Here is a 16,585-nt window from a genome sequence, read left to right on the forward strand (position 1 = left end):
AGGGCTTTCCAACCCTTACCGGTAGGGTCAGGATCAAGGGGGACCAGGGGAGGCGAACGCGTCGGTGAGCACACTGCAGGAGGCCCCGCAGGACCGGATCTTCACGGTGCCCAACATCCTGAGCCTGGCCCGGCTCGTGGGCGTTCCGTTCTTCCTGTGGCTCGTCCTCGTGGAGGCGGACTGGTGGGCGCTCGGCCTGCTGGTGTTCGCGGGCCTGTCGGACTGGCTGGACGGGAAGCTGGCCCGCGCGCTCGACCAGACCAGCAGGCTCGGCACGGTGCTCGACCCGGCCGCCGACCGGCTCTACATCCTGGCGACGCTCGTCGGGCTCACCATCCGCGACATCATCCCGGTGTGGCTGGTGGCCGTGCTGGTCGCCCGCGAGGTGGCGATCCTGCCGATCGCGCCGATCGTGCGGCGGCTCGGGTACGGCGGCACGCTGCCCGTCCACTTCATCGGCAAGGCCGCGACGATGTGCCTGCTGTACGCGTTCCCGCTGCTGCTGCTCGGCGACCACGACGGCGGCGCGGCGACCACGGCGAAGATCGTCGGATGGGCCTTCGCCATCTGGGGGACGGGGCTGTACTGGTGGGCGGCCGTCCTGTACTGGGCGCAGACGCGGCAACTGGTGCTGGCCGGCCGCGGCGCGCCGCCGGCCTCCGGGACGGATGCCGTTCACGGTTCCGGCGGCCGGGGCGAGCCGGGGCCGCCCGATCCGGGCGCGGAACCGCCGGCCGGCGACCAGAAGGGAGCTGAGACCCCCCGATGAAGGCCGTCGTGATGGCGGGAGGCGAGGGGACGCGGCTGCGTCCGATGACCGCCAACCAGCCCAAGCCGCTCCTTCCGCTCGTCAACCGGCCGATCATGGAGCACGTGCTGCGGCTGCTGAAGAGGCACGGGTTCAGCGAGACCGTCGTCACCGTCCAGTTCCTGGCCGCGCTGATCCGCAACTACTTCGGCGACGGCGAGGAGCTCGGCATGTCGCTGAGCTACGCGACCGAGGAGGTTCCCCTCGGCACCGCGGGCAGCGTCAAGAACGCCGAGGAGGCGCTGCGCGACGACCGGTTCCTCGTCATCTCGGGCGACGCCCTCACCGACATTGACCTGACCGACATGGTGCGGTTCCACGAGGAGAACGGCGCGCTCGTCACCATCGGCCTGAAGCGGGTCCCGAACCCCCTGGAGTTCGGGATCATCATCGTGGACGACGCGGGCCGCGTGCAGCGGTTCCTGGAGAAGCCCACCTGGGGCCAGGTGTTCTCCGACACCGTCAACACCGGCATCTACGTCATGGAGCCCGAGGTCCTGGAGCACGTCGCCGAGGGCGAGCCGGTCGACTGGTCCGGGGACGTGTTCCCCAAGCTGCTCGCCGAGGGCGCCCGCCTGTTCGGGTACGTGGCCGACTGCTACTGGGAGGACGTCGGCACCCACGAGAGCTACCTCAAGGCCCAGGCCGACATGCTGTCCGGCCAGGTCGGCATCGACCTCGGCGGGTTCGAGGTGTCGCCGGGCGTGTGGGTCGCCGAGGGCGCGGAGGTGGACGCCGAGGCCGTGCTGAAGGGCCCGCTCTACATCGGCGACTACGCCAAGGTCGAGGCGGGCGTCGAGCTGCGCGAGTTCACCGTCCTCGGCAGCAACGTCGTCGTGAAGGAGGGCGCGTTCCTGCACCGGGCCGTCGTGCACGACAACGTGTTCGTCGCGCCGTCCACGAACCTGCGCGGCTGCGTCGTCGGCAAGAACACCGACATCATGGCGGGCGCCCGCGTGGAGGAGGGCGCGGTCATCGGGGACGAGTGCGTCATCGAGGCCGAGGCGTACGTCTCCAGCGGCGTGAAGGTCTACCCGTTCAAGACCATCGAGGCCGGCGCGGTCGTCAACACCAGCGTGATCTGGGAGTCGCGCGGGCAGCGCAACCTCTTCGGGCCGCGCGGCGTGTCCGGGCTCGTCAACGTGGAGATCACCCCGGAGCTGGCGGTCCGGCTCGCCAGCGCCTACGCGACGACGCTGAAGAAGGGCAGCACGGTCGTCACGGGACGGGACGTCTCCCGCGCCGCCCGCACCCTCAAGCGCGCGGTGAACAGCGCGCTGACGGCCAGCGCGATCAACGTCCACGACCTGGAGGCGACGCCGCTGACCGTCGCCCGGTTCGAGACCGGCCGCGAGGACGCCGTCGGCGGCATCTACCTCCGCACCACCCTCGGCGACCCGCAGGGCGTCGACATCCTGTTCCTCGACGCCGGCGGCGCCGACCTGTCCCAGGGCGCGCAGCGCAAGCTGGAGCGGGTCTTCGGCCGGCAGGAGTACCGCCGCGCGTTCCCGGGCGAGATCGCCGAGCTGGCCTACCCGCCGCGGGTCGTGGAGACCTACACCCGCGACCTGCTGCGCCGCGTCGACATCCGCGGGGTCCGCGAGGCCGGGCTGAAGATCGTCCTGGACTGCGCGGGCGGCGTCGCGTCGCTCGTCCTGCCGAACCTGCTCGGCAAGGTCGGCGTGGAGGTCCTCACCCGCAACGCCGGGCTGGACGAGGCCAACCCGACCGAGACGCTCGCCGAGCGGATGCGCGACCTGGAGCGGCTCGGCGAGCTGGTGTCGTCGTCGCGGGCCGCGTTCGGCGTCCGGTTCGACCCGGTGGGGGAGCGGATCTCCCTGGTGGACGAGAACGGCGAGCTGGTCGGCGACGACCGGGCGCTGCTGGTGATGCTGGACCTGGTGGCGGCGGAGCGCCGCGGCGGCCGGGTGGCGCTGCCGGTGACGACGACCAGGGTCGCCGAGCAGGTGTGCCGGTTCCACGGCGTGCAGGTCGAGTGGACGTCCACGTCCCAGGACGTCCTCACCAAGGCCGCCGCGCAGCCCAGCGTGGTCTTCGCCGGCGACGGGCGCGGCGGGTTCCTGATGCCGGAGTTCAGCGGCACCGTCGACGGGATCGCGGCGTTCGTCCGGCTCGTCGGCCTGGTCGCGCGGACCCGGCTGACGCTGTCCCAGATCGACCGGCGGATCCCCGACGCGCACCTGCTGCGGCGTTCGGTCCCGACGCCCTGGGCGGCCAAGGGCGGCGTGATGCGGCACGTCGTGGAGGCCGCCGCGGACCGCGCGATCGACACCACCGACGGGGTCCGCGTGGTCGAGGACGACGGCCGCTGGGTCCTCGTGCTGCCCGACCCCGCCGAGGCCGTCACCCACCTGTGGGCGGAGGGGCCGGACGCGGATGCCGCCCAGGCGCTGCTGGAGGAGTGGGCGGTCGTGGTGGAGCGCGCCGGTTCGTGACCCGGCTCCCGGCACCGGGGCCCGGTCAGTCGACGGAGGCGTCGTCCGGGCTGCCGGCGGCGATGCCGGCGAGGACGCCGAGCGCGCGGGCCAGGGCGTCCGGGGGCGGTGAGGCGAGGCCGAAGCGGATCGCGCGGGGGGCGGCGGCGCCACCGACGACGAACGCGGCGGCGGGCGTGACGGCGATCCCGTGCCGCGCCGCCGCCGCGACGAACGTCTCCGCCCGCCACCGGGTCGGCAGCTCCCACCAGCCGAAGTACGAGCAGGGGCCCCACCGGACGGCCGCGCCGCCGAGGCGGCCGGCCGCGATCCGCCGCCGGGCGTCGGCGTCGGCGCGCTTGGCGGCCGTCACCGCCTCGACCGTCCCGTCGGCCATCCAGCCGGCCGCCGCGTCCAGCGCGAAGCCCGCCGGACCCCAGCCGCCCGAGCGCAGCGCCGCGGCGAGGCGTCCCGACAGCTCCGCGGGCGGGATTGCGAACCCGAGGCTGAGGCCCGGCGCGAGGCGCTTGGAGAGGCTGTCGACCAGCACGGTGCGCCCCGGGGCGAACGCGGCGAGCGGCTCGGGCGCGTCCTCTGGGAGGAACGCCCAGACGCGGTCCTCGATCGCGTGGAGGCCGAGCCGGTCGAGGGTGCCGGCCAGTTCGGCGCGACGCCGCGGTGGCATCGTCGTCCCGTGCGGGTTGTGCAGTGTCGGCTGGACGTACACCGCGCCGAGCGGTGCGGTGCGATGGACCTCGGCGAGGGCGTCGGGGCGCAGGCCCTCCTCGTCCATCGCGACGGGGACCAGGGTGACGCCGAGCCTGGCCGCGACGCCCTTGATCACCGGATAGGTCAGCGCCTCGACGGCGAGCCGCCCGCCCGGCGGCACGAGCGCGGCCACGGCGCCCGCGATCGCCTGCCGGCCGTTGCCCGCGAACAGCACGCCGGCCGCCTCTGGCCGCCATCCCGGCGTGGCCAGCAGTTCCGCCGCGGCCTCCCGCGCGGCGGCGGTCCCCGCGACGCCGGCGGGCCCGAGCACCGCGTCGAGGACGTCCGGCCGCCGCAGGCGTTCCAGCCCCGCGGCGAGCAGCGCGCTCTGCCCCGGGGCCACGGGGTAGTTCAGCTCCAGGTCGACGCGGGCGTCCGCGGGCTCGGCGAGCGCGGGGCCGGGAGGGCGCTCCGCGGCGCGGACGAACGTCCCGCGGCCCACCTCGCCCACCACGAGGCCCCGCCTGGCCAGCTCCCGGTAGACGCGGGCCGCGGTGGAGGCCGCGATGCCGCGGCTCCGCGCGAAGGCCCGCTGCGGCGGCAGCCGGTCGCCGGGCCGCAGCCGCCCCGCCGCGATGTCGGCCGCCACCGCGTCGGCGGCCCGCCGGAAGTCCTCCATGCGAACTCCAAATTGCACCGAGAGCAATATAATTATTGCACTGAGAATACTCCGGCTTCTAGATTGAGATCATCGCTTTGACTGGAGTCCCGATGATCTCGTACACGGCCGCCGCGGCCATCGCCCTGTTCGCCCTCGGCCTCGTGCTCACCCCCGGGCCCAACATGATCTACCTGGTGTCCCGGACGGTGACGCAGGGGCGCCGCGCCGGCCTGGTCTCCCTCGCCGGCGTCGCCGCGGGGTTCCTGGTCTACGTCGCCGCCGCCACCGCCGGCCTCACGACCGTGTTCGCGCTCGTCCCGGCCCTCTACACGGCGATCAAGCTGGCCGGGGCCGGCTACCTGCTGTGGCTCGCCTGGCAGGCGCTGCGGCCCGGCGGCACGGCCGCGTTCGCCCCCCGGGACCTGCCCGCCGACCCGCCGCGCCGCCTGTTCGCCATGGGCCTGGTCACGAACCTGCTGAACCCGAAGATCGCGGTCCTGTACGTGTCGCTGCTGCCGCAGTTCGCCGACCCCGGCCGGGGCGACGTCGCCGTCCAGATCCTGCTGCTCGGCCTCGTCCAGATCGCCGTCGCCGTCACCGTCAACGCCCTCATCGTGCTCGGAGCCGGGGCGGTCGCCGCCTTCCTCGCGAGCCGGCCCGGCTGGCGGCGCGTCCAGCGGTACCTCATGGGCTCGGTGCTCGCGGGGCTCGCCGTGCACATCGGCCTGCACCGTCCCGCCACGGCCTGACCGGCCCGTCAGAGCGATGCCCGCGCTTGCCATGATGGGGCGGTGATCGCACGACGGAACACCCCGGGCCGGCGGCCGGACGCCACCATGTCGCTGCTCGCGGACCTGGTCGCCGGGCGGCTCGACCCCGGCTACGCCGAGGCGGCCGCGCGCCGGGCCGCCGCCGGCGCCCCGCCCCGCCGGGGCCGGCTGCGGGGCGGGGGCGTCCTGCTCGTCCTGGTGCTCACCGGGACCCTCGTCGCCGTCGCCGGCGCCGAGGCCCGCCGCGGCGAGCCCGTCGCGGCCGAGCGGCGCTCCCGGCTCATCGGCGAGATCCGCGCCCGCACCGCCGAGACCGACGCCCTGCAGGACCGCCTCGGCCGGCTGCGGGCCGACACCGAGCGCCGCCGCGCCGCCGCGCTGGCCCGCACCGACGCCGGCCGCCGCCTCCGGCTGGACCTGGCGCGCGCCGCCGCCGCGGCCGCCGCCACGCCCGCCGCGGGGGAGGGCGTCGTCGTCACCCTGGACGACTCGCCGCGCGGCGGCGCGTCCGGGAACGCCGAGTCCGGGAACGCCGAGTCGGGAAACGCAGCGTCCGGCCGCGCCCCCTCCGGCGGCCGGGTCTATGATCAGGACCTCCAGGTGCTGGTGAACGGGCTGTGGGCGGCCGGCGCCGCGGCCATCGGCGTCAACGGACTGCGGCTCACCCCGACCACGGCGATCCGCACCGCGGGCGAGGCGATCCTGGTCGACTACCGGCCGCTCGCCGGGCCCTACGAGGTGACCGCGCTGGGCGACCCCGGCCGCCTTCGGGACGCCTTCACGGGCTCGGCCGCCGACCGGCGGCTCGACGCGCTGAAGGAGCGGTACGGCATCAGGTACGACGTGCGCCGGGCGCCCCGGGCGCGGCTGCCCGCCGCGGGGACGTCCCGGCTGCGGTACGCCGTCCCGGGCGACGGGGCCGGCCGGTGAGCGGGGGAGAGGTGACCCGAGGATGATCGCGCTGATCGGGCTGGTGATCGGCGTGGCGCTGGGCCTGGTCCTGCGACCGGACGTGCCGCTCTGGCTGCAGCCCTACCTGCCGATCGCCATCGTGGCCGCCCTCGACGCGATGTCCGGCGGCGTCCGGGCCCGGCTGGAGGGCGTCTTCGACGAGAAGGTCTTCGCGGTCTCCTTCGTCGGCAACGCCGTCATCGCCGCGCTGATCGTCTTCCTCGGCGACGAGCTCGGCGTCGGCTCGCAGCTGTCCACCGGCGTCGTGGTCGTCCTCGGCATCCGGATCTTCTCCAACGCCGCGGCCATCCGGCGGAAGCTCTTCGGCGCATGACCGGCGGCGAGCGGGCGCGCGGGGAAGAGCCCGCGGAGGACCGCGAGGAAGAACGCGAGGAGAAGAAGCCCGCGGAGGCGCCGGCGGAGCCGGGCGGCCTGCCCGCCCTCGCCGCGCTGCTGCGCCCCCGGACCGGCTCCGGCCAGGTCATGGCCGGGCTGCTCTGCCTGCTGCTCGGCTTCGCCTTCGTCGCCCAGGTGCGCTCGACCGAGCGCGACACCACCTTCGCCACCGCGCGCCAGGACGAGCTCGTCGGGATCCTGTCCGACCTGGGCCAGCGGTCCGAGCGGCTGCGGGGCGACCTGCGCGACCTGGAGCAGACGAAGGCCGAGCTGGAGCGGGACGCGCGGGGCGGGACCGCGCTGGAGGACGCGCGCGAGCGGGCGGCCACCTACGGCCTCCTCGCGGGCACGCTCCCGGCCGAGGGGCCCGGCATCGAGCTCGTCATCGGCGACCCCGGGGGCCGGGTCAGGGCGCTCGGCCTGCTGGACGCCCTGGAGGAGCTCCGCGACGCCGGCGCCGAGGTCATCCAGGTCAACGACGTCCGGGCCGGCGTCGACACCCACTTCGTCGACGGCCGGGACGGCGTCCGGGCGGACGGCACGCTCCTCGCCGCCCCGTACCGCTTCCTCGCCATCGGCGACCCGCACACCTTGACCACGGCGCTCAACATCCCGGGCGGCGTCGTCCGGACGCTGGAGGGGGCCGGCGCCACCGTCCTGATCGCCCGGCGCGCGAAAGTGACCGTGGGCGCGATACGGTCTCCCTAGAGGGAACGGGGGAGACGTGAACCGGACGCCCGGCTGGGGCGTCGCGATCGCGGCCGTCCGCGCGGCGGCATGGACCTGCGATCATCGGCGAATGTAGTTTGGTGCAGCCGGTTCACCGTTCCAGTTGACCCCTCGGGTGATAGCCGCGTAAGTTGCGGCGACCGTCGCGACAGCGGGCGGTGAGCAGGACCGTGGCCGGGGGGCGGTTCCCCGGCGCGTGGGTTGGGTGAAGGATGCGCGTGGCGCAGGCGGCTTCCGTTGCGGCGGGACGCCGCGGGCGGCACGCCGATGGTAGGAGGCCGAGCCGATCGATGCCGAGCGTCTACTGCACGCAGTGCGGTCACGCCAACCCGGATGATGCCCGCTTCTGCTCGAACTGCGGCACTCCGCTGAGGAGCGCGGGGCCGCCGCCTCCCCGCGAGTCGCCGGGCGAGTCCACGTCCACGATCTCCATCGGCGGGTTCGAGGCCCTCGACACCGACACCGGCGCCGAGGAGCAGGTCGGCCCCGACCAGATGGCCATGGAGGCGCTCCCTCCGGGCACGGCGCTGCTCGTGGTCAAGCGCGGCCCCAACGCCGGCAGCCGCTTCCTGCTCGACAAGGACCGCACGTCCGCCGGGCGGCACCCCGAGAGCGACATCTTCCTGGACGACGTCACCGTCTCCCGCCGGCACGCCGAGTTCGCCCGCCAGGGCGGCACCTTCTCCGTCCGGGACGTCGGCAGCCTCAACGGCACCTACGTCAACCGGCAGCGGATCGACCAGGCCGGGCTGTCGGGCGGCGACGAGGTCCAGATCGGCAAGTTCCGGCTGGTGTTCCTGACCAACCCGGCGCACGGCTGACGGTACGGGGCGACGATGGGAGGGCCCTTGAACGCGGAGCCGGCCCGATCCCCGATGACGATCGGGGACGTCCTCGGGCTGCTCAGGCCGGAGTTCCCCGACATCACCATCTCCAAGATCCGGTTCCTGGAGTCCGAGGGCCTCGTCGAGCCGGAGCGCAGCCCCTCCGGCTACCGCAAGTTCTGCGACGCCGACGTCGAGCGCCTCCGGTTCGTGCTCACCGCGCAGCGCGACCACTACCTGCCGCTGCGCGTCATCAGGCAGCGCCTGGAGGCCCGCGACCACGGGGAGAGCGCCCCGGCGCCCGCGGTCCGCGACTCCGCTGCCTGCGACTCCGCCGTCCGCGCGCCGGAGCGGCGCCGTCCCCGCACCCTGGTCGCCGCCGACACCACCGCCGCCGACCCCGCCGTCCGCCTCACCCGCCGCCAGCTCCTGGACGGCGCCGGGATCGACGAGGCCCTCCTCGCCCGCCTGGAGGAGTACGGCCTCGTCCGCCGCGCCGGCGGGCACTACGACGGCGACGCGCTGAACATCGCCCGCGTCGCCGCCGCGCTCGGCGAGTTCGGCTTCGAGGTCCGGCACCTGCGCGCCGTCAAGGCCGCCGCCGACCGCCAGGTCGGCCTCATCGAGCAGATGGTCGCGCCGCAGCTGCGCCGCCGCGGCAGCGGCGCCCACGAGCAGGCCGCCGAGACCGCGCGGGAGATCGCCGCGCTGTCGGTCCGGCTGCACGCCGCGCTGGTCAGCGCCGGTCTACGCGAAAGCCTCGACCCCTGATCATGCGGGCCGCGGAGGATTTTCCCGCCCTCGCCGCACCACGAGGTGTCCGGGCCTGGGTGTACGTTGGCTACATGGTTCGGTCAGAATTCGATCCGCTGCACGTGGTGATCGAGACAGCGAGAACCAGCAGGGAGCCGCAGTGAAGCAGATGGAGGTCGTCGGCGTCCGGGTCGAGATGCCCTCCAATCAGCCGATCGTCCTGTTGAAGGAGACGGAGGGCGATCGCTACCTGCCCATCTGGATCGGGGCGGTCGAAGCGACCGCGATCGCCTTCGCCCAGCAGGGGGTGCTGCCCGCCCGGCCCCTCACCCACGACCTGTTCCGCGACGTGCTCGACGCCCTCAGCGTCCAGCTCCGCACCGTCAACATCACCGACCTGCGCGAGGGGATCTTCTTCGCCGACCTGATCTTCTCCAACGGCGTCGAGGTCAGCGCCCGCCCGTCCGACTCCATCGCCCTCGCCCTGCGCACCGGGGCCACCATCTTCGCCAGCGAGGACGTGCTGGAGGAGGCCGGCGTGGCCATCCCCGACGAGCAGGAGGACGAGGTGGAGAAGTTCCGCGAGTTCCTCGACACGATCTCCCCGGAGGACTTCGGCAGGGCCGGCTGAGGCCACCGGGGCCGGCCGGAGGCGCGCGTCCGCGGGTTTCGCCTGCTCCGGGCGCCGCCGCGGGGTGTGGGGAATGTCACGGTGGAGCCCGGGGTCATGCTCTGGGGTGATTGGTCGCGCATGGCCCTGGACCTGGCGGTTTTCTTTAGGGGACCATCGGGGTATGGAGTGCGTTGGCGGCGAAGGTGCGCAGTTTGCCCACGTGAAGCCGGTTCATCCGGGCATGCGACGCGCCGACGGTGAACGTTGACCACGCCCTGACCGGCACCTACCGTGCTGGTGGAACACCCGTGGTGTAATTCGTCAAACCCCCTTGACGAAGCGCCACGGGATGATAGGAGCCGGAGGTCCGCGTGGCGGTGAGCAGCGGCGAGGGCAAGGCGACCCCCGAGAGGCATGTCGCGTCCCGGCGCGCCGGAGAGCAGGGCCTGCTCTTCGACACGCAGGTGTCGGCGCCACCGGAGGATGTCGGCTACCGCGGCCCGACGGCGTGCGCCGCGGCGGGGATCACCTACCGGCAGCTGGACTACTGGGCCCGCACCAAGCTGGTGGAGCCGGGCGTGCGGTCGGCGCACGGGTCCGGCAGCCAGCGGCTCTACAGCTTCCGCGACATCCTCGTCCTGAAGGTCGTGAAGCGGCTCCTGGACACGGGCGTGTCGCTGCAGCAGATCCGCACCGCCGTCACCCACCTGCGCGACCGCGGCGTTCAGGACCTCGCGCAGATCACCCTGATGAGCGACGGCGTCAGCGTCTACGAGTGCACCTCCGCCGACGAGGTCGTCGATCTCCTCCAGGGCGGGCAGGGCGTGTTCGGGATCGCCCTCGGACGGGTGTGGCAGGAGGTGGAGGGCAGCCTGGCCGAACTACCCGGTGAACGCGCCACCGCCGACGAGGCGGACCCTAACGGACACCCCCACGACGAACTGGCCGACCGCCGGCGCGCCCGCCGGACCGGCTGACCCCCGGAGCGCCTCGCCGCCCCCTAGAGCGCCTCCTTGCGCTGCAGGTAGGCGAACGCCCCCCAGCCCGGCAGCACCGGCAGCCACAGCGTCAGCAGCCGGTAGAGCAGGACGGCCGACGTCGCCGTCTCCGCCGACAGCCCCGAGATCGTCAGGGCCAGGGTGAGGGCGCCCTCGACGGCGCCGAGACCGCCCGGCGTCGGCGCCGCCGACCCGACCGCGTTCGCGGTCAGGAACACCAGCACCACCGTCGTCCACGGCAGCGACCCCCCGAACGCGCGGATCGAGGCGTCCAGGCACAGCGAGAACGCCAGCGTCAGCAGCAGCGTCCCGCCCATCCCGGTGGCGAGCTTCCGCGGCGACTGCAGGACGTCCACCAGCCGCGGCACGACCCCGGAGAACATGCTCCGCAGCCGGGTCGTGACCACCCGGCGCACCCGCGGGACGGTCATCGCCAGCCCCGCGAGCAGCCCCAGCACCAGCACCGCGATGACGATCGTCCGGGACGGCGCCAGGTCCTGCGTCGCCTTCGCCGTCGACCCCGTCAGGAACCCGAACAGCACCAGCAGCAGGATGTGCGTCACCAGTCCGACCAGCTGCGACGCGCCCACGCTCGCGACCGCGAGGGCCGGACGGACGCCCGATCGCTGCAGGAACCGGGTGTTGACCGCGACGCCGCCCACCGCCGCCGGGGCCACCAGCTTCACGAACGACGCCGCCAGCTGCACCAGCACCGTCCGCCCCAGCGGCAGCCGCTCCGGGACGAAGCCCGCGAGCATCATCGCGGCCGCGACGTAGGTCAGGGCCGCCCCGCCGAGCGCCGCCGCCGCCCAGTGCCAGCTCGCCGTCGACGCCAGATGGCCGAGGTCCAGGCTCGCCACCTGCGGGATGACGATGTACGCCGCGACCGACAGCGCCACGATGCTGAAGATCGTCCGGGGCCTGAACCGTTCCAGCCGGGCCGGCGGCGCCTCCGTCTCCGGCTTGAGCCGGACGATCTGCTCCCGGATCCGGGTGAGCAGCTCCCGGTCGTGCCGCAGCGCCGTGCGCGTCGCACGCGACAGCGCCACCCGCTGCAGCAGCGGCACCGCCGAGCCCAGGGCCTCCTCGCCCAGCACGGCGGCGGCCGTGCGGACCGCCCGCTCAGGCCCGGTCCGCAGCGCCAGCGTGGTGAGGAGCTGCGCGAGGTCCAGCCGCAGCGCCAGGTCGCCCGCCGCCGTCTCGCCGGACCGCAGGTCCGTGATGTAGGCGAGGCCGTCCTCGCCGACGAGGACCGCCTCCTCCTGCAGCCGGCGGTGGGCGAGCCGCCCCGCCTGGAGGGAGCGGAACTGCCGCCACACGTCGGTCAGCAGCTCGTCGGTGATCTCCTCGTCAAGGACGTCCCCGAGCCGCCGCCCCGGCACGTGCTCGTAGGCCAGCAGCGCCGCCTCCGTGCCGACCTCGCACGTCCCGGCGAGGCGCGGGGTCCGGACGCCGGCGGCGTCCACGGCGTAGGCCATCAGCGACTCCAGTTCCAGGGAGCGGCGCAGCGACCGCAGCGTCCGCCCGGTGGTGGCGCCGCGCAGGCGCAGCATCCGCCAGATCCGGTAGAGAAGGCCGGCGGTCTGCTGGTCGCGGTCCAGGACGCGGACCTCCAGATCCCAGTCGCCGTGCGCGCCCCGTCCGAGCGGCACCCGGCCGCCGCGCCCGCCGCCGAGGCCGCCGGCCGGATCGCGGGCGAGGACGACGCCGTAGCGGCGGGACTCCTCGGCTCCGTCGGCGGGCTCGTCCAGCCGCGCGCCGCGCTTCGGGCGCAGCCCGAGCCGTTCGAGCGCCGCGACGACCGTCCGGCCCGACGGGCGCGGGTTCGGCGTGCCGACCGCGTACAGGGTGCCGTGCCCGATGGCCCGGCCGAGCGCGTAGGTGGCCGCGAGCGCCGCGACCGACGCGTAGGACGCGGTGAGCCCCGTCAGCGCCGCCAGACCGATCATCGACCAGGTCGCCGCCTGCCAGCGCGCGCGGCCCGCCATTCCGACCGCGCTGACGAACGCGATCACCGGCGCGATGTCGGTGTGCACCGGGGCGGTCTCGGTGCCGCCCCAGATCAGCGAGTTCAGCACGCCGCCGGGCCCCGCCCGCACCACGAGGTCGTCCAGGCCCACCGTGATGCCGAACGCGATCACGGCGGCGAGCAACGCGATGGCGACCCGCGTCCCGTCCTTGTGGAACAGCCGCTCGACGGCGAACGCGACCGGCACGGCCAGCACCCCGAAGCTCGACACCAGCGTCGCCAGCGTCAGCAGCAGCCGGGGCGCGTGCGCGGTGCCCTCGGCGATGTCGGTCTGCAGGCCGTGCGTGGTCTGCTGGGCGATCGAGACCAGGAGCATCACGACGGCCAGCCCCACCACCGACGCCGCGAACCTCATCGCGTCGGAGGGCCGGCGGATCCGGTCCGGCTGCGCGGGCTCGTCGACGGGCACGCCGGCCGCCGCGCCCTGCCTCGGCCGCACCGCGCCGCCGCGGGTCTGTGTCACGCCGTACCGCCGCCCTGACCGTCCGTCATCGTGATCAGCGTCCCAGAACCGGCGGCGGGCCGTCGAGCGACGGGCCGCCGGTCCGGCCGCGCGCGTCCACCCCACAGCCCATCTCCGCCCCCGGGCTCGAGCCCGTCCCGTCCCAGGTGAGTGTGCACAGCGTACTCGGGGGTACCGGGGCGGCGGAGCGGGGCCGCTCCCCTCCGCCACCGGGCGGAACGATCGCGACATCCGGTCTTTGGGTAGGGTTTCTGGAGGAAATGCCGTCGACCCTGTGCGGGAGAGACCCCACGCCGCCAGCGTGGGGCGCCGAAGGGGCAACCTCCCCGGAACCTCTCAGGCAAAAGGACCGCGCGGGCGAGGCACCTCTGGAAAGCAGGCGCCGCTCCCACCGCGGGAGGGCGGCTCACCGAAGGGGAAACCCCGCTGCGCGGGCGAAGCTCTCAGGTGCCGATGACAGAGGGGGAGACGGCCGCCGGCCCGGGTGCCGGCGGTGGCCCTGAGCGACCGCAGCAGCCAGGAGGCTCTCCATGACCGCCCAGTTCTTCGCCCCCGTGGCCTCGCCGCAGCATCCCCGTTCCGCGTTCGCCGACCGGCACGTCGGCCCCTCCCCGGACGACCAGGCCCGGATGCTGGCCGCCATCGGCTACTCCGGCGTCGAGGCGCTGGTCGACGACGCGGTCCCGGCCGCGATCCGCACCTCCCGGCCGCTGGACCTGCCGCCCGCGCTGAGCGAGACCGCCGCGCTGGACCGGCTCCGCGAGCTGGCGTCCCGCAACACCGTGCTGACGTCCATGATCGGGCTCGGCTACCACGGGACGATCACGCCCGGCGTGATCATGCGGAACGTGCTGGAGAACCCGGGCTGGTACACCGCCTACACCCCCTACCAGCCGGAGATCTCGCAGGGCCGGCTGGAGGCCCTGCTGAACTTCCAGACGGTCGTCGCCGACCTGACCGGGCTGCCGGTCGCGAACGCCTCGATGCTGGACGAGAGCACCGCCGCCGCCGAGGCCATGGCCCTGGCCCACCGCGCGTCCAGGCGCAAGGAGCCCGGGACGTTCCTCGTCGACGCCGACGCGCTGCCGCAGACGATCGAGGTCGTCCGGACGCGCGCGGTCCCGCTCGGCATCGAGGTGGTCACCGCCGACCTGTCCGGGGGGCTCCCGGACGGCGACTTCTTCGGAGTCCTGCTGCAGTACCCGGGCGCGTCCGGCGCCGTCCGCGACCTGGAGCCCCTGATCGCGCGGGCGCGCGAGCGCGGCGCCAAGGCGGTCGTGGCCGCCGACCTGCTCGCGCTGACGCTGCTGCGCCCGCCGGGCGAGTCCGGCGCGGACATCGCGGTCGGCTCCGCGCAGCGGTTCGGCGTCCCGTACGGGTTCGGCGGCCCGCACGCCGGCTACATGGCGGTCGCCGAGGGCCTCCAGCGGCAGCTTCCCGGACGGCTCGTCGGCGTGTCCGTCGACGCCGACGGCGCCGCCGCCCACCGGCTGGCGCTGCAGACCCGCGAGCAGCACATCCGCCGGGAGAAGGCCACCAGCAACATCTGCACGGCCCAGGTCCTCCTCGCCGTGATGGCGAGCATGTACGCGGTCTACCACGGCCCCGAGGGGCTGGCCGCGATCGCGCAGCGGACGCACCGCCGCGCCGCGGAGATCGCCGCGGGGCTGCGCGCGGGCGGTGTCGAGGTCGTCCACGCCGAGTTCTTCGACACCGTGCTCGCCCGCGTCCCCGGCCGGGCGGCGGACGTGGCCGCCGCGGCCCGCGAGCGGGGCGTCAACCTGCGCCCGGACGGCCCGGACCTGGTGGGGATCGCCTGCGACGAGACGACGCTGCCGGAGCACGTCGCCGCCGTCCTCGGCGCGTTCGGCGTCCCGGAGGCCGGCGAGCCCGCCGAGGCCGTCCCGGCCGGGCTGCGCCGCGAGAGCCCCTACCTCACCCACCCGGTCTTCCACGCGCACCGCTCGGAGACCGCGATGCTGCGCTACCTGCGCAGGCTCCAGGACAAGGACATCGCGCTCGACCGGTCGATGATCCCGCTCGGCTCCTGCACGATGAAGCTGAACGCCACGGCGGAGATGGAGCCGATCACCTGGCCGGAGTTCGCGAACATCCACCCGTTCGCCCCGCTCGACCAGGCCGCCGGCTACGTCGAGCTGATCGGCGAGCTGGAGCGGAACCTCGCCGAGATCACCGGGTACGCGAAGGTGTCGGTCCAGCCGAACGCCGGGTCGCAGGGCGAGCTGGCCGGCCTGCTCGCCATCCGCGGCTACCACGCCTCCCGCGGCGAGGAGCACCGGGACGTCTGCCTGATCCCGTCGTCCGCCCACGGCACCAACGCGGCCAGCGCCGTCATGGCCGGGATGCGCGTCGTCGTCGTCGCCTGCGACGAGGGCGGCAACATCGCCCTGGACGACCTGCACGCCAAGATCGCCAAGCACGGCGACCGGCTCGCCGCGATCATGGTGACGTACCCGTCCACGCACGGCGTCTTCGAGGAGACGATCACCGACGTGTGCGCCGCCGTGCACGACGCGGGCGGCCAGGTCTACGTCGACGGCGCCAACCTCAACGCGCTCGTCGGCCTGGCCCGTCCGGGCGAGTTCGGCTCGGACGTCTCGCACCTCAACCTGCACAAGACGTTCTGCATCCCGCACGGCGGCGGGGGCCCCGGCGTCGGCCCGATCGGCGTCCGCGAGCACCTCGCCCCGTTCCTGCCCGGCCACCCCCTCCGCGCGGAGGCCGGGCCGCGGACGGGCCCCGGCCCGGTCTCCGCGGCTCCGTGGGGCTCGGCCGGCATCCTGCCGATCTCCTGGGCCTACATCGCGATGATGGGGCCGGACGGCCTGCGCGCCGCCACCGAGGGCGCCATCGTCGGCGCCAACTACCTCGCGGCCCGGCTCGCCCCGCACTACCCGATCCTCTACACGGGCCGCAACGGCCTCGTCGCGCACGAGTGCATCGCCGACCTGCGCCGGATCACCAAGGAGACCGGGATCACCGCCGAGGACGTCGCCAAGCGCCTCATCGACTACGGCTTCCACGCCCCGACCCTGTCGTTCCCCGTCGCCGGCACCCTGATGATCGAGCCCACCGAGTCCGAGGACCTCGCCGAGCTCGACCGGTTCTGCGACGCCATGATCGAGATCCGCCGGGAGATCCGGCGGGTCGCCGACGGCGGCTACGACCGGGAGGACAACCCGCTCAAGAACGCCCCGCACACCGCCGGCTGCCTGGTCTCCGACGACTGGAAGCACCCCTACACCCGCGAGGAGGCCGCCTACCCCCTCCCGTCCCTGCGCGAGGGCAAGTACTGGCCCCCCGTCCGCCGCATCGACCAGGCCTACGGCGACCGCAACCTGGTCTGCTCCTGCCCTCCCCCCGAAGCCTACGAAATGTGATCTTGCCGGGCTTTCGAGTGTCGCCGCGGGACGCGGCGGGGGGCGG

13 protein-coding genes and 1 riboswitch are annotated in these 16,585 nt (G+C 74.4%); of the genes, 11 read left to right on the plus strand and 2 right to left on the minus strand.

The genetic code is table 11. The features are described from left to right. Positions 1–64: 64 nt before the first annotated feature. Both K8Z49_RS04660 and K8Z49_RS04665 read left to right on the plus strand, forming a co-directional pair. The gene (locus K8Z49_RS04660) at positions 65–769 is read left to right on the plus strand and encodes a CDP-alcohol phosphatidyltransferase family protein (RefSeq protein ID WP_244938639.1); all 705 of its coding nucleotides are present in this window, start codon (positions 65–67) and stop codon (positions 767–769) included. Then, complete coding sequence (locus K8Z49_RS04665) at positions 766–3,264, plus strand: mannose-1-phosphate guanyltransferase (RefSeq protein WP_021599816.1); 2,499 nt, start codon at positions 766–768, stop codon at positions 3,262–3,264. The genes K8Z49_RS04660 and K8Z49_RS04665 overlap by 4 nt, the downstream gene beginning before the upstream one ends. A gap of 25 nt (positions 3,265–3,289) precedes the next feature. On the opposite strand, the gene K8Z49_RS04670 is transcribed toward K8Z49_RS04665, so the two are convergent. Further along, positions 3,290–4,630 (minus strand): PLP-dependent aminotransferase family protein, encoded by a 1,341-nt coding sequence (locus tag K8Z49_RS04670; protein WP_024936019.1) that lies wholly within the window; start codon positions 4,628–4,630, stop codon positions 3,290–3,292. Positions 4,631–4,722: 92 nt separating this feature from the next. On the opposite strand from K8Z49_RS04670, the gene K8Z49_RS04675 reads away from it, so the two are divergent. The 8 genes from K8Z49_RS04675 to K8Z49_RS04710 all read left to right on the plus strand — a co-directional run bounded on the left by K8Z49_RS04675 (position 4,723) and on the right by K8Z49_RS04710 (position 10,625). Next, entirely contained in the window at positions 4,723–5,361 is a 639-nt protein-coding gene (locus tag K8Z49_RS04675; RefSeq protein WP_111831588.1) for a LysE family translocator, read from the plus strand. 42 nt (positions 5,362–5,403) lie between these two features. Continuing rightward, a complete protein-coding gene (locus K8Z49_RS04680; RefSeq protein ID WP_412517672.1) occupies positions 5,404–6,312 on the plus strand; it encodes a DUF881 domain-containing protein in 909 nt (302 codons plus the stop codon). 22 nt (positions 6,313–6,334) lie between these two features. Beyond that, positions 6,335–6,667: a small basic family protein gene (locus tag K8Z49_RS04685; protein ID WP_111831589.1), complete on the plus strand. Its 333-nt coding sequence runs from the start codon at positions 6,335–6,337 to the stop codon at positions 6,665–6,667. Then, on the plus strand, positions 6,664–7,437 hold the full coding sequence (locus tag K8Z49_RS04690; protein WP_075021813.1) for a DUF881 domain-containing protein: 774 nt from the start codon (positions 6,664–6,666) through the stop codon (positions 7,435–7,437). The genes K8Z49_RS04685 and K8Z49_RS04690 overlap by 4 nt, the downstream gene beginning before the upstream one ends. Before the next feature lie 311 nt (positions 7,438–7,748). Then, positions 7,749–8,279 (plus strand): FHA domain-containing protein, encoded by a 531-nt coding sequence (locus K8Z49_RS04695; RefSeq protein ID WP_021599255.1) that lies wholly within the window; start codon positions 7,749–7,751, stop codon positions 8,277–8,279. A gap of 27 nt (positions 8,280–8,306) precedes the next feature. Then, positions 8,307–9,053, plus strand: coding sequence for a MerR family transcriptional regulator (locus K8Z49_RS04700; RefSeq protein ID WP_024936021.1), 747 nt, complete (start codon positions 8,307–8,309; stop codon positions 9,051–9,053). A 142-nt stretch (positions 9,054–9,195) separates the two neighbouring features. Next, positions 9,196–9,666: a bifunctional nuclease family protein gene (locus K8Z49_RS04705; RefSeq protein ID WP_021599257.1), complete on the plus strand. Its 471-nt coding sequence runs from the start codon at positions 9,196–9,198 to the stop codon at positions 9,664–9,666. Between the two features lie 353 nt (positions 9,667–10,019). Then, positions 10,020–10,625: a MerR family transcriptional regulator gene (locus tag K8Z49_RS04710; RefSeq protein WP_021599258.1), complete on the plus strand. Its 606-nt coding sequence runs from the start codon at positions 10,020–10,022 to the stop codon at positions 10,623–10,625. Between the two features lie 23 nt (positions 10,626–10,648). Here the strand turns inward: K8Z49_RS04710 and K8Z49_RS04715 are convergent, their stop codons facing one another. Further along, positions 10,649–13,138, minus strand: a complete 2,490-nt coding sequence (locus tag K8Z49_RS04715) for a lysylphosphatidylglycerol synthase transmembrane domain-containing protein (RefSeq protein ID WP_024936022.1) — start codon at positions 13,136–13,138, stop codon at positions 10,649–10,651. 267 nt (positions 13,139–13,405) lie between these two features. Next, positions 13,406–13,500, plus strand: a riboswitch (glycine riboswitch). Positions 13,501–13,668: 168 nt separating this feature from the next. Between K8Z49_RS04715 and gcvP the strand changes: the two genes are divergently transcribed. Beyond that, a complete protein-coding gene (gcvP, locus tag K8Z49_RS04720; RefSeq protein ID WP_412517673.1) occupies positions 13,669–16,539 on the plus strand; it encodes an aminomethyl-transferring glycine dehydrogenase in 2,871 nt (956 codons plus the stop codon). Positions 16,540–16,585: the final 46 nt, after the last annotated feature.

The organism is Actinomadura madurae (assembly GCF_047130825.1).
In the GTDB taxonomy this organism is placed as follows: Bacteria; Actinomycetota; Actinomycetes; order Streptosporangiales; family Streptosporangiaceae; genus Spirillospora; species Spirillospora madurae.

Excerpts from the sequence above, each read along its gene's own strand:
- K8Z49_RS04675 (WP_111831588.1), top strand. The coding sequence starts at position 4,723 with ATGATCTCGTACACGGCCGCCGCGGCCATCGCCCTGTTCGCCCTCGGC.
- K8Z49_RS04695 (WP_021599255.1), top strand. The coding sequence starts at position 7,749 with ATGCCGAGCGTCTACTGCACGCAGTGCGGTCACGCCAACCCGGATGAT.
- gcvP (WP_412517673.1), top strand. The coding sequence starts at position 13,669 with ATGACCGCCCAGTTCTTCGCCCCCGTGGCCTCGCCGCAGCATCCCCGT.
- K8Z49_RS04670 (WP_024936019.1), bottom strand. The coding sequence starts at position 4,630 with ATGGAGGACTTCCGGCGGGCCGCCGACGCGGTGGCGGCCGACATCGCG.
- K8Z49_RS04665 (WP_021599816.1), top strand. The coding sequence starts at position 766 with ATGAAGGCCGTCGTGATGGCGGGAGGCGAGGGGACGCGGCTGCGTCCG.
- K8Z49_RS04690 (WP_075021813.1), top strand. The coding sequence starts at position 6,664 with ATGACCGGCGGCGAGCGGGCGCGCGGGGAAGAGCCCGCGGAGGACCGC.
- K8Z49_RS04685 (WP_111831589.1), top strand. The coding sequence starts at position 6,335 with ATGATCGCGCTGATCGGGCTGGTGATCGGCGTGGCGCTGGGCCTGGTC.